At 60.4% G+C, this 21,944-nt stretch carries 18 protein-coding genes, 1 tRNA gene and 1 CRISPR repeat array (1 of these 20 only partly in view); of the genes, 12 read left to right on the top strand and 7 right to left on the bottom strand.

Going from position 1 to position 21,944, the window contains the following annotated elements:
* Nucleotides 1-122 precede the first annotated feature (122 nt).
* The 4 genes from AC097P_RS08020 to AC097P_RS08005 all read right to left on the bottom strand — a co-directional run bounded on the left by AC097P_RS08020 (nucleotide 123) and on the right by AC097P_RS08005 (nucleotide 3,169).
* A tRNA-Ser gene (locus AC097P_RS08020) sits at nucleotides 123-210 on the bottom strand.
* Between the two features lie 37 nt (nucleotides 211-247).
* Nucleotides 248-1,630 carry a serine--tRNA ligase gene (gene serS / locus AC097P_RS08015; protein WP_479609867.1) on the bottom strand — a complete coding sequence of 461 codons (1,383 nt, stop codon included), beginning with the start codon at nucleotides 1,628-1,630 and terminating at the stop codon, nucleotides 248-250.
* Between the two features lie 91 nt (nucleotides 1,631-1,721).
* Nucleotides 1,722-2,714: a 4-hydroxy-3-methylbut-2-enyl diphosphate reductase gene (ispH, locus tag AC097P_RS08010; RefSeq protein ID WP_479609866.1), complete on the bottom strand. Its 993-nt coding sequence runs from the start codon at nucleotides 2,712-2,714 to the stop codon at nucleotides 1,722-1,724.
* Nucleotides 2,711-3,169 (bottom strand): FKBP-type peptidyl-prolyl cis-trans isomerase, encoded by a 459-nt coding sequence (locus AC097P_RS08005; protein ID WP_479609865.1) that lies wholly within the window; start codon nucleotides 3,167-3,169, stop codon nucleotides 2,711-2,713. The genes ispH and AC097P_RS08005 overlap by 4 nt, the downstream gene beginning before the upstream one ends.
* Nucleotides 3,170-3,272: 103 nt before the next feature.
* Between AC097P_RS08005 and radC the strand changes: the two genes are divergently transcribed.
* Genes radC through AC097P_RS07985 form a run of 4 tightly spaced genes read left to right on the top strand, consistent with a single transcriptional unit; the run spans nucleotide 3,273 to nucleotide 5,914 of the window.
* The gene (gene radC, locus AC097P_RS08000; protein WP_479609864.1) at nucleotides 3,273-3,986 is read left to right on the top strand and encodes a RadC family protein; all 714 of its coding nucleotides are present in this window, start codon (nucleotides 3,273-3,275) and stop codon (nucleotides 3,984-3,986) included.
* The gene (locus tag AC097P_RS07995) at nucleotides 3,983-4,666 is read left to right on the top strand and encodes a Smr/MutS family protein (RefSeq protein WP_479609863.1); all 684 of its coding nucleotides are present in this window, start codon (nucleotides 3,983-3,985) and stop codon (nucleotides 4,664-4,666) included. Before radC ends, AC097P_RS07995 begins: the two co-directional genes overlap by 4 nt.
* A 43-nt stretch (nucleotides 4,667-4,709) precedes the next feature.
* Nucleotides 4,710-5,366, top strand: coding sequence for a chloramphenicol phosphotransferase CPT family protein (locus tag AC097P_RS07990; RefSeq protein ID WP_479609862.1), 657 nt, complete (start codon nucleotides 4,710-4,712; stop codon nucleotides 5,364-5,366).
* Entirely contained in the window at nucleotides 5,354-5,914 is a 561-nt protein-coding gene (locus AC097P_RS07985) for an AAA family ATPase (protein WP_479609861.1), read from the top strand. Before AC097P_RS07990 ends, AC097P_RS07985 begins: the two co-directional genes overlap by 13 nt.
* 23 nt (nucleotides 5,915-5,937) lie before the next feature.
* Here AC097P_RS07985 and AC097P_RS07980 read toward each other — a convergent pair whose 3' ends face one another.
* The 3 genes from AC097P_RS07980 to AC097P_RS07970 form a co-directional block, all read right to left on the bottom strand.
* Complete coding sequence (locus AC097P_RS07980) at nucleotides 5,938-6,795, bottom strand: NAD(P)-dependent oxidoreductase (RefSeq protein WP_479609860.1); 858 nt, start codon at nucleotides 6,793-6,795, stop codon at nucleotides 5,938-5,940.
* Between the two features lie 121 nt (nucleotides 6,796-6,916).
* Nucleotides 6,917-8,557 carry a diguanylate cyclase domain-containing protein gene (locus tag AC097P_RS07975; RefSeq protein ID WP_479609859.1) on the bottom strand — a complete coding sequence of 547 codons (1,641 nt, stop codon included), beginning with the start codon at nucleotides 8,555-8,557 and terminating at the stop codon, nucleotides 6,917-6,919.
* Between the two features lie 223 nt (nucleotides 8,558-8,780).
* Nucleotides 8,781-11,309 carry an ABC transporter permease gene (locus AC097P_RS07970; protein ID WP_479609858.1) on the bottom strand — a complete coding sequence of 843 codons (2,529 nt, stop codon included), beginning with the start codon at nucleotides 11,307-11,309 and terminating at the stop codon, nucleotides 8,781-8,783.
* Nucleotides 11,310-11,595: 286 nt separating this feature from the next.
* Between AC097P_RS07970 and AC097P_RS07965 the strand changes: the two genes are divergently transcribed.
* From AC097P_RS07965 to cas2, 8 genes are read left to right on the top strand one after another with little or no spacing between them, the layout of a single operon-like run.
* Nucleotides 11,596-13,848, top strand: coding sequence for a CRISPR-associated endonuclease Cas3'' (locus AC097P_RS07965; protein WP_479609857.1), 2,253 nt, complete (start codon nucleotides 11,596-11,598; stop codon nucleotides 13,846-13,848).
* A 9-nt stretch (nucleotides 13,849-13,857) separates the two neighbouring features.
* Nucleotides 13,858-14,511, top strand: coding sequence for a type I-C CRISPR-associated protein Cas5c (gene cas5c / locus AC097P_RS07960; protein ID WP_479609856.1), 654 nt, complete (start codon nucleotides 13,858-13,860; stop codon nucleotides 14,509-14,511).
* On the top strand, nucleotides 14,508-16,391 hold the full coding sequence (gene cas8c / locus AC097P_RS07955; protein WP_479609855.1) for a type I-C CRISPR-associated protein Cas8c/Csd1: 1,884 nt from the start codon (nucleotides 14,508-14,510) through the stop codon (nucleotides 16,389-16,391). Before cas5c ends, cas8c begins: the two co-directional genes overlap by 4 nt.
* Entirely contained in the window at nucleotides 16,388-17,386 is a 999-nt protein-coding gene (gene cas7c / locus AC097P_RS07950; protein WP_479609854.1) for a type I-C CRISPR-associated protein Cas7/Csd2, read from the top strand. The genes cas8c and cas7c overlap by 4 nt, the downstream gene beginning before the upstream one ends.
* Before the next feature lie 11 nt (nucleotides 17,387-17,397).
* Nucleotides 17,398-18,270, top strand: coding sequence for a BRO-N domain-containing protein (locus AC097P_RS07945; RefSeq protein ID WP_479609853.1), 873 nt, complete (start codon nucleotides 17,398-17,400; stop codon nucleotides 18,268-18,270).
* A gap of 24 nt (nucleotides 18,271-18,294) precedes the next feature.
* Nucleotides 18,295-18,933, top strand: a complete 639-nt coding sequence (cas4, locus tag AC097P_RS07940; protein ID WP_479609852.1) for a CRISPR-associated protein Cas4 — start codon at nucleotides 18,295-18,297, stop codon at nucleotides 18,931-18,933.
* A 34-nt stretch (nucleotides 18,934-18,967) separates the two neighbouring features.
* A complete protein-coding gene (gene cas1c / locus AC097P_RS07935) occupies nucleotides 18,968-19,996 on the top strand; it encodes a type I-C CRISPR-associated endonuclease Cas1c (RefSeq protein WP_479609851.1) in 1,029 nt (342 codons plus the stop codon).
* A 9-nt stretch (nucleotides 19,997-20,005) separates the two neighbouring features.
* Entirely contained in the window at nucleotides 20,006-20,296 is a 291-nt protein-coding gene (gene cas2, locus AC097P_RS07930) for a CRISPR-associated endonuclease Cas2 (protein ID WP_479609850.1), read from the top strand.
* A 226-nt stretch (nucleotides 20,297-20,522) separates the two neighbouring features.
* A CRISPR array of direct repeats spans nucleotides 20,523-21,944; the repeat unit is 37 nt; unit sequence GGTTCGCCCGTCAGTGATGATGGGCGTGGATTGAAAC (it continues 1,834 nt past the right edge of the window).

Below are 21,944 nucleotides of genomic sequence, written 5' to 3'. Positions count from 1 at the left end.
CAGGGCCGTGAACACCGTGGTTGGTGATCGTGCGCGGTGTGGTCAACGGGGAATCGGGATGGGAAATCGGTAGGCCACAAAAGGCCCAGAAACCAAAAAGCCCATGCAGAACATGGGCTCACTGGAGGAAGAGGAGGGATTCGAACCCTCGGTACCTTGCGGTACGCCTGATTTCGAGTCAGGTACATTCGACCACTCTGCCACTCTTCCTAATTAGGTGCTTCGTTTGGACGAAGCAGAGATTCTATCAGGCTCGCAGGGTCTCCGTCCCGCCCAGGTAGGGGCGCAAGGCTTCAGGCACGGTTACCGAGCCATCGGCGTTTTGATAATTCTCCAGCACTGCGACCAGCGTGCGGCCCACCGCCAGGCCGGAGCCGTTCAGCGTGTGCAGCAGTTCGTTCTTGCCTTGGGCGTTCTTGAAGCGCGATTGCATACGACGCGCCTGGAAATCACCCATATTTGACACCGAGCTGATCTCGCGGAAGGTGTTCTGCGCGGGCAGCCACACTTCCAGATCAAACGTCTTGGCGGCGCCAAAGCCCATGTCGCCAGTGCACAGGCTCATCACGCGGTAGGGCAAGCCCAGCTTCTGCAACACAGCTTCGGCATGGCCAACCATGGCGTCCAACGCTTCATAACTCTTCTCGGGATGCACGATCTGCACCATCTCGACCTTGTCGAACTGGTGCTGGCGGATCAGCCCGCGTGTATCGCGCCCGGCGCTGCCGGCCTCAGAGCGGAAGCACGGTGTGTGGGCGGTAAGCCGGATCGGCAGGTCGGCCTCGGCCACCACCGTGTCGCGCACGAAATTGGTCAGCGGCACTTCGCTGGTGGGTATCAGAAACCAACTCTTCTCGACAACAGAGATATTTGCGTCCACAGCGACTTCGCCGTTCGCTTCAAATTTGTCTGCATAAACATCGACGCCCGCCGCTTTGCTCTTGGTCGAACCAAAAGAAACCTGAAACAGATCTTCTTCAAATTTTGGAAGTTGACCGGTACCTCGAAGGCTATCGTCATTCACAATATACGGCACATAACACTCGGTATAGCCATGCTCCTGCGTCTGCAGGTCCAGCATGAACTGGCTTAACGCACGGTGCATCCGGGCCACAGGCCCCTTCATCACGGTGAAGCGTGAACCCGACAGCTTGACGCCCATCTCAAAGTCAAGGCCCAACGGTGTGCCGATGTCCACATGGTCCTTGATCTCGAATGCCATGGCCTTTGGTGTGCCCCAGCGACGCACCTCCACATTGCCATGTTCGTCTTCGCCCACGGGCACGGATTCGTGCGGCAGATTGGGCACGGCCAGCAGCAGCGTCTGCATGTCAGCCTGGATCACGTCCAAGCGCGCAGCAGAGGTTTCCAGTTCGGTCTTTAGGCCGGCCACTTCGGCCATGACCGCATCGACCTCGGCTGGTGTGCCCTTGGCCTTCAGCATGCCGATCTGCTTGGACAGCGTGTTGCGCTTGCTTTGCAATTCTTCGGTGCGGATCTGGATGGTCTTGCGCTCGGCTTCCAGCGCCTTGAAGGCGTCCACATCCAGGAAAGCCTGGGGGTTCTTGCGCGTTTGCAGACGGGTGATGACCGAATCCAGGTCTTTGCGCAGCAGGTTGATGTCTAGCATGGTTTCACCGATTTTCTATATGTCAATTAGGGCTGTAGCCCTCGTGGGAAGCGCGTAAGGCGCTATGTAAACTATAGCAGCTTGGAAGCTGTCATTCCTCGATCCGCAGGCCCTTGGGCAGCGGGAACTTGATGGTTTCTTCAATACCGTTCATTTTGCGCACGGACACAGCGCCCAGTGCACGGATGCGGTCGATGACCTCGCGCACGAGGATCTCGGGGGCGGACGCGCCGGCGGTCAGGCCGACGCGGCTCTTGCCTTCAAACCATTCGGTCTGCAGCTCCGCGGCAGAGTCCACCATATAGCTTTCAACCCCCAGCTTGCGCGCCAATTCGGCCAGGCGGTTGCTGTTGGAGCTGGTCGGGCTGCCCACGACGACCATGATGTCCACCTGGGGCGACATGATCTTGACGGCGTCCTGGCGGTTTTGCGTGGCGTAGCAGATGTCTTGCTGCTTGGGCCGGCGCACGTGCGGAAAACGCGCGACGACGGCAGCAGTAATCTCGGCAGCATCGTCGACGCTCAGTGTGGTCTGCGTCACCACGGCCAGGCGCTCAGTCTGGCTGGGCTGGATGCGGGCCACGTCGCCCACGTCCTCCACCAAATGGATGCCGCTATCGAGCTGGCCCATCGTGCCCTCCACCTCGGGGTGGCCCTTGTGGCCGACCATGATGAATTCGTAGCCCTCCTTGTGCAGCTTGGCTACTTCGACGTGCACCTTGGATACCAGCGGGCAGGTGGCGTCAAAGATCTGGAAGCCGCGGCGCTCGGCCCCCTTCTGAATGGCCTGGCTGACACCGTGGGCCGAGAACACCAGCGTTGCGCCGGGCGGCACCTCGTCCAGCTCCTCGATAAAGATCGCGCCACGGTTTTTCAGGTCGTTGACCACATAGGTGTTGTGCACGATCTCGTGCCGCACGTAGATGGGCCGGCCGAACTTGGCCAGCGCCTTCTCAACGATTTCGATGGCCCGGTCGACCCCAGCACAAAAGCCCCGCGGCTCAGCCAGCAAAATTTCCTGGGGTTGCTGTGCCGAAAGGCCGCCTCCAGCGACAAGCGTGGGGGCATTAGTCGTGTTGTTCATAGGATGCCAATCAACTGCACTTCAAACACCACCGGCTGGCCAGCCAGCGGGTGGTTGAAGTCAAACTGCACACCCTTGCCTTCAGCCACCTGGAGCACCACGCCTGCAAACTGGCCCTGGCCGTCTGGCGTTGGGAACTGCACCACGTCGCCCGCGGCGTATTGCTCGTTGGGGTCGCCCAGAGACTTGAGTTCCTTGCTGGACAGCCATTGCTGCATCTCGGGGTTGCGCTCGCCAAAGGCGGCGCCGGCCGGCAGTTCGAAGGTGCGGCGTGCGCCCTCCTCCATGCCAATCAGGCAGGCCTCGACGGCCGGAGACAGCTCGCCGGTGCCCAGCGTCAGCGTGGCGGGCGATCCGCCGAAGGTATTGATCACATCCCCAGCGGGGCCGCTCAGGCGGTAATGCAGCGTAAGAAAAGAGCTTGGGCTTACACAGGCCGTCGTCGTGGTGGTCATAAAGGTCTCTGGTGGCGCTGGCCAGCCGCAGAGCGGGGCAAGCATTAAACTGGCCTCTATTGTAGAAACCCGCCGAAGCCCCTTGGCCGCGCCCTCCCATACCATGCCCCTCAAAGACCTGCCCCCCGACGCCCGACCGCGTGAAAAGCTGCTGGCGCGCGGCCCCGGTGCGCTCAGCGACGCCGAATTGCTGGCCCTGCTGCTGCGCACCGGCATCCAGGGCAAGGGCGTGCTGCAGATGGCCGACGAACTCCTGCACCTCGGTAAAAATGATAGCGCCTCACGCACAGCTGGCGGGGGCTTTGACGGTATTTCTGGTTTGCTGCATGCCACCGCAGACGATTTGAAGCGGGTCAAGGGCCTGGGCCCGGCCAAGCGCGCCGAGCTGGTGGCCGTGCTGGAGCTGGCGCGCCGCGCCATGGCCCAGCAGCTCAAAGAACGCACGGTATTTGCCGACCCCGACACCATCAAGCATTACCTCAAGTTGCACCTGGCCGCGCGCAATTACGAAGTTTTTGCCGTTGTCTTTCTGGATGCCCAAAACCGCCTGCTGGCCATGGAGGAGCTGTTTCGCGGCACGTTGACGCAGACCAGCGTGTACCCGCGTGAGGTGGCAGTCCGCGCCCTGTACCACCAAGCCAGTGCCGTGGTGCTGGCGCACAACCACCCGAGCGGAACGGTACAACCCTCGCGCGCCGACGAAGCACTGACGCAGACACTCAAATCTGCGCTGGCGCTGCTGGACATCCGCGTACTGGACCACATCATCGTCGGGCCTGGCCAAGCCTTGTCCATGGCCGAAAAAGGCCTGTTGTGACCGCTGCCAAGTCACCTGCGAACGCAGCCAAGGCCAAGCCGCTCAAAGTGGGTTCGCTGGCAGATTTAAAGCAGGTCAAGAAAGAAATTGCCGCGCAGGCGCAGCGCGCAGCGCAACTGGCTGCCCAAAAGGCGCTGGAGGCCAGGCGCGCCCGCGAGCACAGAAGCCTGTTCCAGGCAGCCGTGGGCAAGGTCCAACGCCTGCCCGAGCCGAAGATTGCCAACCTGAAACCCGCACCGCCCCCGCCCACACCGGTGCAGCACCTGCTGGACGAGGCCGCGGCCTACACCGAGTCCATCAGCGACGAGGTGGACATCACCACGCTTTTGGAGACCGACGAACGCCTGAGCTTTCGCCGCCCCGGCGTAGGCCCCGACGTCACGTACAAGCTGCGCCGCGGCAAATGGAGCATCCAGCGGCAGATCGACCTGCATGGCCTGCGCACGGACGATGCACGCGAGGCCCTGGGCACTTTCATGCGCGAGGCACACAAGCAGGGCATACGCTGTGTGCGTGTGGTCACCGGCAAGGGTCTGGGCTCGCCCGGCAAGGCGCCGGTGTTGAAGGACAAGGTACACCGCTGGCTGGTGCAGCGCGCCGAAGTCGTAGCCTTTGTCCAGGCACCACCGGCCCAAGGTGGCGCTGGTGCGCTGGTCGTATTGCTGCAGCCGGTGCGCTAAGGGAGCGACACCCGTGGCGTGGACAATACGACCTGGTTCCCACATGAAATCCCATCCTGATATGCCCACGGTTCCCCGAAACAAACTGCCCTCACCAGCGAACATCATCGTATTGAACGGGACCTCCAGCTCCGGTAAGACATCTTTGGCCCAGGCCCTGCAGGGGCGCATGGGAACGCCCCTGCAGCACTTGCAACTGGACGCCTTCCGGCGCATGGAACCCGACGACTACTGGGATGCCTGGCACCAGCAAGATCCTGCGTTGGTGGCTCTCAAACATGCAGCCTTGTGTCGCGCCATGCACGCTGCGCTGTCCGAATTCGCACGCCACGGAGTCGACGTGGTCTTTGATACCGTGCTGCGGCATCGCGAGGACTGGCGCTACCTGCTGGAAGACTTGGATTCGCTGCCCGTACTCCTGGTGGGCGTCCACTGTGATCTGGAAGAACTGTCGCGGCGCGAGCACGCACGTGGCGACCGCGAAGCGGGCCTGGCGGCTGGCCAGTTCAATGCCATGCACACCGGCAAGGTATACGACTTTCAGGTGGACACCACCACAACCAGCCCCGAGCAATGCGCAAGTGCAGTGCTGGCCTGGCTGGGCACCCTGCCCGCGCCACACGCCTTCAAAGCCATGCAAGCCAGCTTCGGCATCAGTGTCGCCCAGGAAAGCAGCCAACCGGCGGCATGCGCTACGTAGTCGTCGGCACCAGCGGCGCCGGCAAAACCACGCTGGCGCGCGACCTTGCCCAGGCTCTGGACGTGCCACATGTGGAGCTGGACGCGCTGCACTGGTCCGCAGATTGGACACCCCGGTCCACCAGGGCTTTCGTCGACAGCGTGGTGCAGGCCACGCAAGGCGAGCACTGGGTTGTGGATGGCAACTACAGCGCCACGCGCCCGGCCGTGTGGCCGCGGGCCACGCACATCGTCTGGCTCAACTTCAGCCGCGGCGTTGTGTTTCCACGTGTTATCTGGCGCACCCTGAAGCGCACGGTGTTGCGCGAGCGCCTGTGGGCCGGCAACCGGGAATCCATCCGCAAGGCATTCTTTTCGCGTGAATCCATCCTGCTATGGTCCTTCAGCACGTTTGCGAAGAACCGCGGCAAGTATGCGGCGCTGCGTGACGACCCGGCGTTCAAACACCTGATTTGGGTGGAACTGACCAGCCCGCAGCAGGCCAGGCAATTCCTGGCGAACGCCAAAAGCGCCAAACCAGCCAAAGAGGCGCGGCCAGCCAGGTCCTAGAATTCCGCCGCGCTGCGTTTAGATCAGCCCCTGGGCGTCACGGCATCAATACCCAGCACGCTGGCGTCCTTGGTGCCGTGCCCTGCTGCAATCAGCTGGTCCATGCGGGACGCAATGGCGGGCAAAGCTGCCAGTGGCCGGTTTCCGGCTGTCTCCAGCATCAGGCGCACGTCCTTGCGGGCCATGTCCAGCTCAAAGCTGGCCGCAAAATTGCCCTTGGCCATATTGACACCCCGCCCGGCCACCATGCCGTTCAGGTCTAGCAACCCAAGCAGCTTGACGGCGTCTTGCGGGTCAACCGCATTGGCCTGGGCCATCGTCAAAATGTCGGCCATGACGGCAGACACGCCGATGATCATCGCATTGCCAAACAACTTGTTGACAGCGGCCAGATCACTGCGCTCACCCATGAATTCGAGCCGCATCGTCATGGCGGCCAAGTCAGCCTGCACACGTTCGAACAAAGCCTTTGGGCCGGCCACCATCATCGATCCCTGGGCGTTGCGCGCGGCCGCCGGGCCCATGAACACCGGGCAGTGCAGGTAGGCAACGCCTTGTGCAGCCAGGCGTGTGGCGCGCGCGGCGGTCAGCTCGGGCAGTGTCGTCGTATGGTCGATGAGGATGGCGTCCGCAGACAGGCCCGCCAGCGCATCGGCGATCACCGCGTCGACCACGGCGTCGTCCTTCAGCACGATGTGCACCCGTGCTGCACCGCGCACTGCATCGGCCGCCGTACTGGCGGCCTTCACGCCGAATGGTGCCAGCGCCGCGACCTTGTCCGCCGAGCGGTTCCATGCGGTGACCGTATCGCCGCGCTTGGCGGCCGCTTCGGCAAACGCTCCGCCCAAAAGTCCTGTACCCAGAAATGCAATAGTGGCCATGGTGGTGTTGTCCTGAAAGAAAAGTGAGCCCGTATTGTGGGCTGGATGCAATGGCGGTGTTGGGCAAGGGTCAGCTCCACCGCCTGGCGCTGTCGGCGTGCGTCGCCCGCGTGTTGAGGTTTCAGCTGGGGGCAAAGCACACGGTATCGCCACCGGCTTTCTTGGCCATATACATCGCCGCGTCGGCTGATTTGAGAATGTCGACCTGGGACACGCTTGTCCTGGCAAACAGCGTCACGCCAATGCTGGCCGAGCACGGGTGCTGTACCACCTTGTCGGCCTGCCCAGGGCGCGCAATGGTCAGTACATAAGGCGCTGCCAGCAGGGCACGCAGCTTTTCGGCCACGGCCTGCGCCTGCGCTTGAGAGATGGTGGAGTCGGTGTGCAGGTCGCTGAGCATGACCACAAACTCATCTCCGCCGAAACGCGCCACCGTGTCGATCTGGCGCACGCAGCTGGTCAGCCGCGCAGCCACTTCGATCAACAGGTAGTCGCCCACCTCGTGGCCGTGCAGATCGTTCAGCGGCTTGAAGTTGTCCAGGTCCAGGAACATCAGCGCGCAATACAGGCCACTGCGCTCGCTATTGGCCAACGCCTGGTCGATGCGGTCATTGAGCAGCAGGCGGTTGGGTAGCTGCGTCAGCGGATCGTGGAAGGCAACCTCGCGCACCTGAGCCTCCACCAGTTTGCGCTCGGCAACCTCTGCCTCCAGCGTCTGGGCCGATGCATGCAGGCCATCGGTCATCGCATTGAATGCGTGGGCCACTTCGGACACTTCGCGCGGGCCCAGGTCGGCAGCGCGCGCCCACCGGTCGCCGCGTTGCACGGCGCGCGCCGTCTTGGCCAGCTCCACCATAGGTTCGCTAATGCGCTGCGCCATCCGTAGCGCCAACAACACCAGCGCCATAAATGCCACAAGAGCGACGGCCGCGGTGGCCACAGCGCGCCGCTTGGCCGCCGCATACACCTCGGTCGCCGGCACGCCGACAAAGGCGACCCAACCAACCTCAGGCATGGGGACCACGGAAAAATAGCGCGTCACACCATCGATAGCCAGGCTCTCAAATTCACCGTCGTGCACTTCCACAATACGGCGGGCCGCCTCGGCATTGGGCCGCGTGCCAATGACGCCTTCGGGGTCAAGATTGCGCCAGACCATGACACCGTCGTCGCGAAAGAAGCCGTAGCGGCTGCCCTGTGGCAGGTCATCGGACGGGATATTGGGATCAAAGGCCTTGAGGTCGAACGGTAGCTGCACCGAACCCACCATCTCGTGCTGCGCGTTCCAGATGGGAGCAACCAGCACCGATACCCATTTGCCCGTGATGGGCCCGAAGAAAGGCTCGCCCACCGTGAAACTGCGGTTCTTCAGAAACTTTTTGAACCACGACGTACTGCCGATATTGACCAGCTTGCCGCCGGGCTGTGGTACGGCCGAGCACACCACCAAGCCGTCCAGGTTGGTGTAGACCGCGTTCACGTAATCAGGGTTCAGGAGCACCAGATCGGCCAATACCGGATCACAATGCGCCGGGTCCATCGCCTGCACTAGAGGGCGCATGGCCAACCGCTCCAGCACTTGGCTGGCATGGGCGATCTTGCCCCCGGTGTTGCTGGCCATGGTCTTGGCCAGTGAGCGCAGAGAGCTCTTAGTATTGATCACCGCCAGCTGCATCTGCGCAACAATCTCGAGTCCCAGAGCCGCCACAAGCGGTATCGCCAGCGCCAGTACCAGCAATAGCAAATGGGAACGTATCGACAACGCGGCTCTCTTCATTGCCTAACCCGATGCCTTTCGTTCGGACATACGAACTTGCGCCATTTCTTCTTTTTGCCTCTACAAAGTTTCCCTGGCGATCAGGATAACCCAGCTCAGCCGTTTACACCACTGCGGCGTTCACCCAGGTTATTTATGGCCAATCGGGCTGTAGCCCTCGCGCAACGTGCGTAAGCCGCTAGCAAAACAATAGCGGTCTTCAGAGGCCTCAGGTCGCAGCGCGGCGCAGTGTCTCCACCACCGGGCGGTTCAGCACCTCGCGCAGCCCCCACCAGCCGGCAGCCAGCGCCAGCACCGCGCCGGCCAGGCCACCCAACAAGGGTACCCATAGCGACACCGTCCATTCGAACTCGAACACAAAGCGCGCAAGCGCCCAGCCCACCCCTGCCGCTACCAGCGACGCCAGCACGCCGGCCAGCAGGCCCACGCCGGCCAGCTCGGCACGCTGCACCTGGCGCAGCAGGCTGCCCTTGGCACCGACAGCGCGCATGATGGCGTATTCGCGGGCGCGCTCCTCGCGCGTGGCGGTGACAGCCGCGAACAGCACGACCAGGCCCGCCGCAAGCGTGAAGCCAAACAGAAACTCAACGGCGCGTATCACCTGGTCCAGCACGCGCTGCACCTGGGCAATCGTGGTGGTCATGTCCACATTGGTCACGTTGGGGAATTGGTGTACCAGCGCGTTGTCGAAGCCCTTGGTGGCCGGTGCTTTGAACGCGCCCATGTAAGTGGCGGGCACGTTCTCCATCTGGCTGACCGGGTACATGGCGAAGAAGTTGGCGCGCATGGAGCCCCAGTCCACCTTGCGCAGCGACGTGACTTTCGATTCGGTCTGCTGCCCGCCCATGTCAAAACGCAGCACGTCGCCCAGCTTGAGCCTGAGTGTGGTGGCGATGCCCTCTTCCATGCTGATGGCGCCGGCTTCTTCGGCAGTCCATTTGCCACCTGTTACCTCGTTCTTTTGCGGCAACTGGGCGTTGAAGGACACGTTGAATTCGCGGTCCACCAGGCGCTTGGCGCGGTCTTCCTCGTAGTCATCGGGCGTCACGGTGCGGCCATTGATGGCAACCAGTCGGCCGCGGATCATCGGGTACCAGTCAAAGCGGCTGACGCCCGCGTCCTTGAGCATTTTCTGGAAGCCGTCGGACTGATCCGGCATCACGTTGATGACAAAGCGATTGGGCGCGTCCGGTGGCGTAGCCTTGCGCCAGCTGCCGATCAGGTCGGTGCGCAACAACACCAGCAGCACCAGCGCCAGCAGACCCACGGCTAGCGCGCTGACTTGCACCACGGTGTAGGCAGGGCGGGCCGATACTTGGCGCGTGGCCAGCACGAGCCAGCGCGGCGCCGTGGTTTCATTAACGCTGCGGCGCAAAATTTTGACGGCCACCCAGCTCAGTGCGGCGAACACCAGCACCGCGCCGCCAAAGCCACCGACGGCAATCAGCCCCAGCTTCAGATCACTGCTGGCCGCCAGCAGCAGCGCCGCAAAGCCCAGCACGCCCACGGCCAGCACACCGATGGATGCCGGGCGCAGATTGCCCACATCACGACGGATCACGCGCAGCGGCGGCACTTGGGCCAGTTGCAGCACCGGCGGCAGGCCAAAAGCGAACAACAAGGTCAGGCCCATGCCCACGCCCAGCAGCACCGGCCAGATAGTGGCGGCAGGCAAGGCCGCATCCACCAGCCCGGCCAGCAGCGCCACAAACAGGTAGTGCACGCCGTAGCCCACCAGCACACCCAGAGCGCTGGCGAACATGCCCACCAGCGCGAACTCGAATGCATACGCCGCGGCGATGGTGCGCTGGCGCAGGCCCAGCACGCGCAGCATGGCGCAATCGTCCAGGTGGTTGGCGGCAAAGGCGCGGGCCGACAGGGCAACGGCCACGGCGCTCAGCAGAGCCGCCAGCAGCGCGACCAGGCTCAAAAATTTATCGGCACGGTCCAGCGTCTGGCTCATCTCGGGGCGGCCGCCTTGCAGCGATTCGACCCGCACGCCGCGCAGGCCGTTGGCGCTGGCCTGCTTGACTTGGGCATCGGCCCAGGCCACGAAACTTTGTACCGGTTTGTCTTCACCCGCCACGGCCATGCGGTAGGTCAGGCGGCTGGCGGGCTGGATCAGCTTGGTGGCGGCAACGTCTTGCGTGTTGATCATCACGCGGGGTGCGAAATTCATGAAGCCTGCGCCGCGGTCCGGCTCGACGACGATGACGGTGTGAATCTTCAACTGAGCATCGCCCAGCAGCAAGGTGTCGCCCATCTTCAGGCCCAGGGATTCGAGCAAGGAGGCCTCTACCCAGGCCTGGCCCGGCAGGGGAATGGCGCGCGTGGGTGCGTCTGCCACATCGGGGCCGCTTGCCACACGCAAGGCGCCCCGTAATGGGTAGCCGGGCTCCACCACCTTAAGCGCGACTAACTTGGCCGCCCCGCCCTGCGCATCGGGCGCGCGGGCCATGGTGGGGAAGCCGACGGTGGACACCAGAGTCAGGCCCAGTTCGCGCGCCTTGGCCACGAAGTTCGCCGGTGTGGGGTTGTCGCTGGAGATGACCGCATCGCCGCCCAGCAGTTGGCGCGCGTCACGCTGGAGTCCGCCTTTGAGCCGGTCTGCGAAGAACCCCACCGCAGTCAGCGCCGCGACAGCCAGCGTAACGGCCACGATCAACAGGCGCAAATCGCCGGACCGCAGATCCCGCCACAGGGTGCGCCAACCCAGTGTCCAAAATGAAATAGTCATGGCGCTACCTTAGCAGCTTGGCAAAGGCCATAGATGGGGCCGGTTCACTTTGGCCAAAACATGCATCTGGATGTCCGAAGCCTTGACCGTAAAGGCCTGTGGACAAATCAATCCTAGGGCGCAAATGTGAGCGTTTGACACCGCCCAGTCTGCGCAGGGCGGTGAACGGGATCGTGAAACTACGAGCAGGAAATATTTGTGGAGTCTACTGAAGAGATTCATCTGGTGAGCCGTTGAAAGAGTAAGCTACAAAAAAATCAAAATAGTTCACGGGAGGAAATCTATCGTGTCTGAACCACTAGCTCACTCGGGCGGGCACTTGTTGACGGATCATCTGATGTCGGTAGCGGAAATGGCTGCCGGTTTTTCTCAAACGTTCGATGCCGCTGCAACCAACCAGCGCTGGGCCTATTTGGCGGGTTTATGGCATGACCTCGGCAAATACCGACCAGGATTTCAGCGTTACGTGGGGTTAGCGGACAACCCGGATGCCCACATTGAGGGCAAAGTGAGTGGACGCGAAAAAACCCACTCTGCCGCTGGCGCGCTATGGGCCATGCAGCAATTGAACCAACCGAACCGCCCCTACGGCAGCATCCTCGCCTACCTGATTGCGGGCCACCATGCGGGTCTGGACGATTGGGATGGCGGGCTGAAAGAACGCCTGCTAAGCGACGACTCCCGGTTGGAGTTGAAAGAAGCCTTGGAAGCCAGTCCCCCTGCCAACATACTGGTGCATGGCGATTTGGTGGCACAGATTCCCGGTGGTGCCAGCGGTTTTTCCCTGTGGGTTCGCATGCTGTTCTCTTGCCTGGTGGATGCCGATTTTCTGGACACTGAAGCGCACTTTGATGCAGGCAAGCCAGCCCGCCGCGAAGGCTTCCCCTCGCTCGAACAATTGCGCTTGGCTTTTGACGCCCACATGGCAGCCTTGCCGGTGGCTGACACACCAGTCAACACCTTGCGTGCCGACATCCTGCGTCAGTGCCGCGCCAAGGCCGCGTTGCCTGCGGGTTTCTTCTCGCTCACCGTACCCACCGGTGGCGGAAAAACCCTCTCCAGCCTCGCGTTTGCACTGGAGCACGCCCAAGCCCATCACAAGCGCCGCGTCATCTACGCCATTCCCTACACAAGCATCATTGAGCAAACAACAGATGTTTTCCGCGATGTGTTCAAGGCTTTGGGGGGTGAGGTGCTGATCGAACACCATAGTCAGGCCGATGCAGCGGAGAAGGACGAAACCGCCCGCAGCCGCCTGGCCTGCGAAAACTGGGACGCGCCGCTGGTTGTGACGACCAATGTGCAGTTGTTCGAGTCACTGTTCGCGGCTAAAACCTCGCGCTGCCGCAAGCTGCACAACCTGGTGGGCAGCGTCATCGTTCTGGACGAAGCGCAGCAATTGCCGCCCGCCTTTTTGCAGCCGATTCTGGATGTTCTCAATTTGCTAGTGGCGCACTACGGCGTGACCGTGGTGTTGTGCACCGCCACCCAGCCCGCACTCAACAGCACAACGTATTTCGATGCCAGTAAAAACTTGCGGGGTCTGGGAAATGTGCGCGAGATCATCGACAACCCCGATGCCCTGTTCGACGCCCTCAAGCGCGTAGACGTGGCTTTACCGCCCGACTGGACAACCCCCACCGCCTGGGCCGACATCGCGGCGCAACTCGGCGCCGAGGACTGCGTGCTGGCCATTGTCAACACCCGCAAGGCTGCCCGTGAATTACAACGCCTGATGCCTGCCGACACCTTGCACTTGTCGGCCTTGATGTGTGGCGCACACCGCAAAGATGTCATCACCCACATCAAAGCGCGCCTGAAAGCCAAACGCGAGGGGCGCGACCAGCGGCCCCTGCGCGTGGTCAGCACCCAGTTGGTAGAAGCGGGGGTAGATATTGACTTCCCGGTGGTTTACCGCGCCCTGGCCGGACTGGACTCCATCGCCCAAGCCGCTGGCCGCTGCAACCGCGAAGGGCGCATGGATGGCAAGGGCCGTGTGGTGGTGTTTGTACCGCCTGAGCGGCCACCGCTGGGCCATTTACGCAAAGGAGCTGATGCATGCATCTCAACCCTTCACGGCCAAGCGCACGACCCGCTGGCTCGTACCTTGTTTGATCGGTACTTCAAAGAGTTCTACCACTCGGTGGATTTGGATGCAAAAGAAGTTGTCAAGAAGCTCACCATCAATGACCGCAAAACCTTGAGTGTGCAATTCCGCACCGCCGCCGAAGCGTTCCGGCTGATTGACGATCAAGACAGCGCCACCGTGGTGGTGCGCTACGCAGAGCAAGGTGACGAGATTGAAAAGCTGCTCGGAATATTGGCAGCAGAAGGCCCGCAGCGCTGGCTGATGCGCAAGCTACAACGCTATACCGTCAGCATCCACAAACGGGTGGCGGACAAAATGCTGGCACAAGGCAGTTTGACGCTGCCCATGCCAGGACTTTACGTTCAGGTGAATGCAGAAAATCTTTATGACCCCATGCTCGGTCTGAAGCCGGATGATGATGTTTACAACCCCGGTGGCTTTGCTGTTTGAAGGAAAACCATGCCCAGTTTTTGCCTCGAAGTCTCAGGCCCATTCGCCTGCTTTACCCGCCCGGAGATGAAGGTGGAGCGCGTCTCTTACGACGTGATGACCCCTTCTGCGGCCCGCGCCGTGTTTGAATCCGTACTGTGGAAGCCCGCCATCCGATGGCGGGTACATCGCATTGACGTGCTCAAGCCCATTCGCTGGATCAACTTGAGGCGCAATGAAGTCAGCGCCGTGGTGTCCACGCGCAATGTGCAGCAAGCCATGACCGCTGGTAGCGGCACGCTAGGCCTGTACATCGAAGACGAACGCCAGCAGCGTGCAGGCTACTTCTTGCGCGACGTCGCATACCGCATCCATGCCGATTTGTCGCTGGCTCCGGGCAGCGCCGAGCCGTTGATGAAATACACCGAGATGTTCACCCGCCGCGCCAGCAAAGGCCAATGTGTGAACCAGCCATATTTGGGCTGCCGCGAGTTTGCTGCGGCCTTCTCGCTGGTCACGGCTGAAACGCCGCCCGCAACACCCATTGGTGACACCCGTGAGCTGGGCTGGATGCTGCATGACCTGGACTTCACCCACCCCGCCGACCCGCAACCGCGCTTTTTTAAGGCCAAGCTTGACAAAGGTATGGTGCAGGTTCCCCCGTTTGAGGAGGCACGCGGATGATTTTGCAAGCCCTGAACGACTACTACCGCCGCGCGCAACTCTCACCACCAGGATGGGAAATAAAGGCGATACCGTTCTTTATTGTTCTTGATCCTGATGGTCAAGTGGTTAGCGTTGTATCTCGCGCTGATCAAGACAATCCACGCGGCGGCCAAATTCTGGTTCCCCAGTCGGAGATTCGCTCTGGAAAAAATGCTTGGGCCCAGCCAAATCTACTTTGGGATCACTACGGATTTGTTTTGGGAGAGCCGAAGCGAAAACCAAACGGGGACATTGACCCAACAGATTCATATGAGAAGGCGACAAAGCAACTTGGTGCATTCGTTGCGCGCATTGAATCAATGCTGTTGAAGTATCCAGAATCGAAGGGGCTGACTTCGATATCAAGGTTTTATGCGAATGGCGAATATAAAAAAGTGTTTGCTAGGCCTGATGCCGTCGAAATGGTAAAGATCGCTGGCGCGAACATAACGTTTCGGCTTGTGGATGAGATCGAACCAATTCCTCATGAAAAATGGGTACAAGATATTGTTTCGACGAGCGCTACTGCAGATGAAGATGCTGATGTTGTTGTCGTTGCACCAAAGTCAGCCATGTGTCTTGTTACTGGTGAATTCGTAGAAACTGCACGATTACATCCAAAAATCTATCGGGTCTGTTCAAAGCCAACCGCACTTGCTGCAGCTAATTCAAAGGAAGCGCAAGCCTACTCTTCATATGGCAAGGATCAGGGTTTCATTTTTCCAGTTGGGAAGCCTGCCGCTTTTGCCTACACCACCGCGCTGAACCATTTGCTGCGCAGGGACTCGCCCCAGCGCGTTCAGGTGGGGGATGCGTCCACCGTGTTTTGGGCCGAGTGCGATTCGGACTTTGAGACGGCAGCCGCCGACATTTTTGGCGACCCTCCCAAAGACGACCCAGACCGCAGCACGAACGCCGTGCAGACTCTGCTGGATGCGGTGTACAGCGGCAAATGGGGAACTTCTGATGAAAACATGCGCTTTTATGTCTTGGGTCTGGCCCCCAACGCGGCGCGCATCAGCATCCGCTTCTTCCACTGCGTGACACTGCGCGAGTTGGGCCAGCGCATCGCCCAGCACTTTGAAGACCTGTCGCTGGCGCGTGGTTCGTATGACCCGCAATATCCAAGTTTGAAACGATTGCTTCAAACGGTCTGTCTGGCTACCAATAGTCAACCTTTTGGCGACATTGACCGCCTTCCGCCGAATTTGGGTGGTGCGATTGTGGATGCCATTTTTGAGGGCGAAAACACGCCGTATCCGGCATTATGGTTTAACGCGGCGGTAGGGCGTTGCCGTGCAGAACAAGCGAAGAAAACACAGCAAGGAACACAAGCTCAGAACGTCCCATACGTCCGAGCGGCAGTGATTAAGGCCTGTCTCAATCGACAGATACGCAAAGCAAATCTTTCAGCACCGGACCACTTAATTCAAAAGGAGTTTTTACCCATGCTTGATCGCACAAATACCAATCCCGGATACCTTTTGGGTCGTCTTTTTGCCGTCCTTGAACGCATCCAAGAGTATGCCGCAGACGGTGGGGGAAAGCTGAACTCGACCATTCGAGACAAATACTACGGTGCGATGGCGAGTTCACCCGGCATCGTTTTCCCAACTTTGGACAAGCTGAAAGTTGCTCACTTGAAGAAATTACCTTGGGGTCAAAAAGAGTGGTTTGAAAAGTTGATTGGAGAAATATTGAGTGACCTTCCCGACATCCCAAGACAGCTTTCCTTGCCGGATCAAGGCCGTTTCGCGCTGGGCTACTACCACCAGCGCCAAGACCGCCCGCCGAAAGTAACCGACGATTCCAGTACGCCATCCCCAACACCATCCCCCACCGAAGGAGAAACTGTATGACCACTACCAAACAACTCGCCAACCGCTTCGACTTTGTTCTCATTTTTGATGTGAAGGACGGCAACCCCAATGGTGACCCCGATGCAGGCAACATGCCGCGTCTGGACGCGGAATCCGGCCATGGACTGGTGACCGATGTATCGCTCAAACGCAAGGTGCGCAATTTTGTGGGGCTGGTCAAAGAGCAGGACGAGCGGGAACCTGTGGACGGCGAAAAGCGCTTTGAAATCTATGTGCGTGAAAAAGCCATCCTGAACCACCAGAACCAGCGTGCCTATTCGGCATTAAATCTGGCTGCAGCCCCCGAGGAATCTGCGGAAGATGCTACTGAAATTATAGCAATTGACGCAAAGAAGAAAAAGCCCGTCAAAGAAAAACGCAAAGGCAGCGCCGATGAGGTGGGCCAGGCCCGCAAATGGATGTGCCAGAACTTCTTTGACGTGCGCACCTTTGGCGCGGTCATGTCCACGGGTGTGAACTGCGGCCAAGTGCGCGGTCCAGTGCAGCTAACCTTTGCTCGCTCGGTGGAACCCATCGTAGCGCTGGAGCACTCCATCACCCGCATGGCGGTTGCCACCGAAGCCGAAGCAGAAAAGCAGCAGGGCGACAACCGCACCATGGGCCGCAAGCACACCGTGCCCTATGGCGTGTATGTGGCCCACGGTTTTGTGTCGTCCTTTTTAGCTAAGCAAACTGGATTTGGTGACGACGACCTGGAACTGGTGTTTCAGGCGCTGGCACAAATGTTCGAGCACGACCGTTCTGCCGCACGCGGCGAAATGTCTACGCGCGGGCTGTATGTGTTCAAGCACGACAGCGAACTGGGTAACGCCCCGGCCCACGCTTTGTTTGACCGACTCAAGGTGGCACCCAAAACAGAAGGCGAAGTGGCCCGCAACTTTGATGCGTATTCCGTGGCGTTTGATGGCCAAAGCCTGTCAGTTGGGCAATCCGTCCAGCCCGCACCCGGCGTGACCTTGACCCGGCGCTGCTGATTGGAGCGAGCATGAAAATCTTGCCCACCGAATTCGACGGCCAATCTATCCGCCGCGTGTACGACGAAGACACGGAATCCTGGTGGTTCTCCGTGGTTGATGTGGTGCAGGTGCTGACTGACAGCACCTATGCCAATCGGTACTGGTCTGATTTGAAGCGCAAGTTGGCCCAAGAGGCGGGTTCTGAGCAACCTTACGAGAAAATCGTAAGGTTGAAATTGACTGCACCGGACGGCAAGAAGCGCGAGACCGATTGCGCCACCGCCGAAACCCTGCTGCGTCTGGTGCAATCCATCCCCAGCCCCAAGGCCGAACCCATCAAGCTCTGGCTGGCCAAGGTGGGTTATGAGCGCATGCAGGAGATGGCCGACCCGGCCCTGTCGCTGGACCGCGCCCGTCAGACCTGGCAGCAGCACGGCCGCAGCGACAAGTGGATACAGCAGCGCATGACCGGGCAAGAGACCCGCAACAAGCTCACCGACTACTGGAGCGAGCACGACATCAAGAAAGGTAGCGAATTCGCCATCCTGACCAACATCATTCACCAGGAATGGGCTGGTGTGAGCGTGGCAAAACACAAGGACATGAAGGGCCTGACCAGCCATAACCTGCGGGACCACATGAGCGAGGCGGAGCTGATTTTTACCGCCCTGGCGGAGTTGTCCACCCGCCAGATCGCACAGAGTGTGGATGCCACCGGCATGGCAGAAAACAAGTCCGCAGCCAAAAGCGGTGGCCGCATCGCCGCCCAGGCCCGCCACCAATTGGAGAGCCAAACGGGCAAGTCGGTTGTCACCGGGGCCAACTACCTACCGCCAGTTACAGCCAAGGCGGCTAAGGTGGCGAAGACTGTCAAGGCCATCAACCCGCCCAAGAAGGCGTAGCGCATTCGCACATTGAGAACCGCTGTGACTGCACCAGAACAAGTACCCCTGTCCGCCCTGCAACACTGGCAGTACTGTCCGCGCCAGTGTGGCCTGATCCACCTGGAGCAGGCGTTTGACGACAACGTGCACACGTTGCGCGGGCAGGCGGTGCATGCCAAGGTAGACCAGCCTGGTGTCGAAACCGCCAGAGGCGTGCGTGTGGAGCGCGCCCTGCCCCTGTGGCATGACGAACTGGGCTTGGTGGGCAAATCCGACGTTGTGGAGTTTTTAGCGGGTGGTGTGCCCTACCCCGTGGAATACAAACACGGCAGCCGCAACAAGGCGCCAGACATTGCCGCCTGTGACGACATTCAGTTGGCCGCCCAAGGTATGTGCCTGCAAGCCATGACCGGCAAGCCCGTCGTTGAGGGCGCTCTGTACTACGCCACTTCCAAGCGCCGCCGGGTGCTGGTCATCACCGATCAACTGCGTGCTGGCGTAGCAAGGGCAGCCGATGCCATACGCCACATGTTGGCCAGTGGCAAATTGCCCCCGCCGTTGGAAGCCGAGCAGGCGGCCAGGCGTTGCAAGGCTTGCTCGCTGTTGGAACGGTGCCAGCCCCAAGCCACGCACGCGGGCTTGGCCGCCGCACGTGCAGCCCTGTTTGATCCAGACGCATAAAGCTTGATAGTTCTGACCGTGAGGCCACTCTTCCATGCAACTCCTGAACACCCTCTACGTCACCACACCAGAAGCCTATTTGCGCCTGGATAACGACACGCTGCGGGTGGAGGTGGAGCGGGAAACCAAGCTGCGCGTGCCTTTGCACCACCTGACTGCCGTGGTGTGTTTTGGGCATACCGGGCTGTCAGCCCCCCTGATGCACCGGCTGGCGGACAGCGGCATTGCGTTGGTGCTGTTGGATGACAACGGGCGCTTCAAGGCCCGGTTGGAAGGTGCTGTCACTGGCAATGTGCTGCTTCGGCAAGCGCAGTTCCAGCGAGTGGCCAACCCCGCTTTCACACTCGATATGGCCCGGGCCTGTGTGGCGGGAAAAATCAAAAACACCCGGCAAGTTTTGCAACGCGGCGCCCGCGAGGCCAAGGTGGAAGACGAAGCCAAAGCGCTAACGCGTGTTGCCGATGACTTGGCCGCTGCCCTGCGTACGTTGCCCGAGGTGGCAGACCTGGACAGCCTACGCGGTGTGGAAGGCGCCGCCGCCCGCCTGTATTTCGGTGGGTTGAATCTGCTGGTTCGCCCTGACCAGCGTGCCGCCTTCACCATGGACGGGCGCACGCGCCGCCCGCCGCGTGACCGCTTCAACGCCATGTTGTCTTTCTTGTACGCCATGTGGATGAACGATTGCCGTAGCGCGCTCGAAGCAGCCGGGCTGGACCCGCAAGTGGGGTTTTTGCACGCCCTGCGCCCGGGGCGCGCAGCTCTGGCGCTGGACTTGATGGAAGAGTTTCGCCCTTGGGCAGACCGGCTGGCCCTGACTCTCATCAACCGAGGCCAGTTGAGCGCGGATGACTTTGTGTTGCGCGAAGGTGGTGGCGTATCCCTGGAGCCTGATGCCCGCAAAGCGGTGGTGGTGGCCTACCAAGAGCGCAAGAAGGACGAGATCAACCACCCACTGCTGGCGCAGTCCTTACCGTTGGGGCTGGTACCACTGGTGCAAGCCCGCTTGTTGGCGCGCGCCATACGGGAAGACGGCGCGCCCTATGTGCCCTTCGTAGCAAAGTAAAGGCAGACCATGCTTGTGCTTGTTTGTTATGACGTCAGCACCGAAACCAAGGCCGGGCGCCGGCGCTTACGCCGTGTGGCAAAGGTCTGCGAAGGCATTGGCCAGCGGGTGCAAAAGTCGGTGTTTGAATGCCAACTGGATATCGCCAAATTTGAAGCGCTGGAGCGTGAACTGCTGGCCGAAATTGATCCAAAGATGGACTGCCTTCGCCTGTACCGCATCCCGCAAACACGCGGTTATGAGGTGTTGGAACACGGAACTTTTACAGCATTGGATTTTGATGGGCCGTTAGTGCTCTGATCAGCCTTGTTTTTCTCGCATGGGAGCACTTCCCGTGGTAAGGTTGTCAGCGCGAACCTCAAGTGATGGCTATTTCACCGCGAGGTTCGCGCTCCATCAAAGCCTTTGATTTCAATGATTTTTTTGCCTGCGTCTTGCTTATTCTTCGGCCGCTTTGTGCGATTGAGGATCGGTTCGCGCAAAAGCGCTGAAAAACCGTTACAGAAGAATACCTTGGCCGCGAAGGGGTTCGCCCGTCAGTGATGATGGGCGTGGATTGAAACACATAGGGAACTTGCTTGGCGATGATCACGCCCAGGTTCGCCCGTCGGTGATGATGGGCGTGGATTGAAACATAGTCGGTGCCACACAACGGCACTAGATTCGGTGGTTCGCCCGTCAGTGATGATGGGCGTGGATTGAAACCACGTCACCGCTAGACGTTAACCAAGCGGCGGCAGGTTCGCCCGTCAGTGATGATGGGCGTGGATTGAAACACGTCGTTCTGCGTAGCCCATGCGTAGATGTACTGGTTCGCCCGTCAGTGATGATGGGCGTGGATTGAAACCTCTGAATATGTACTGCTTCACTGCAAGCCTGAGGGTTCGCCCGTCAGTGATGATGGGCGTGGATTGAAACATCCGAGCGGCCAGCAGCGTTCATAGCGCGCTGAGGGTTCGCCCGTCAGTGATGATGGGCGTGGATTGAAACTGCCTGATCAAAGGCGTCCATTCCAGGCAGGAAAGGTTCGCCCGTCAGTGATGATGGGCGTGGATTGAAACCACCCTGACCGCCCGCATGGTTGGCCTGACCTGCAAGGTTCGCCCGTCAGTGATGATGGGCGTGGATTGAAACAGGCCAGTCATCGCGGCCAATCCACAGCATGACGGTTCGCCCGTCAGTGATGATGGGCGTGGATTGAAACATTCGTTGGTCACCGAGTAGCCAGGACTATGAGGGTTCGCCCGTCAGTGATGATGGGCGTGGATTGAAACTGCTAAATCTCGTTCGCCCGCATCAAGAGCCGGGTGGTTCGCCCGTCAGTGATGATGGGCGTGGATTGAAACAATGCGCAATGCGACGGCTTCATCGTCCAGCGCCGGTTCGCCCGTCAGTGATGATGGGCGTGGATTGAAACCATCTTGCGTGCTCAGTTGGACAACATGTATTTGCGGTTCGCCCGTCAGTGATGATGGGCGTGGATTGAAACGTTGATCCAGAACAATGACCCAGCAGTAACCATTACCGGGTTCGCCCGTCAGTGATGATGGGCGTGGATTGAAACATGGCTTCGGGCCACGTTGACGCATTCAAGGCCACGCGGTTCGCCCGTCAGTGATGATGGGCGTGGATTGAAACAAGCAGGCTGTGCCGGACAAAGACGGAAACCGCAAGGTTCGCCCGTCAGTGATGATGGGCGTGGATTGAAACCTTCTTTAGCGCAGCCGCTGCCTCGAATCGCTCCGGGTTCGCCCGTCAGTGATGATGGGCGTGGATTGAAACGCGTCAACCCCGCCAATGAGCGTGTCGTAGTCGCGGTTCGCCCGTCAGTGATGATGGGCGTGGATTGAAACCCCTTGGGGGCGGGCAAGTACGCCGGCACATGGGGGTTCGCCCGTCAGTGATGATGGGCGTGGATTGAAACAAGCTGCTCGAACCGGGCTGCAAG

The sequence above is a fragment of the Rhodoferax sp. ZS1R8 genome (assembly GCF_056521325.1).
Note: the sequence above shows the minus strand (reverse complement) of the source record. Positions and strands in the feature narration are given on the sequence as shown.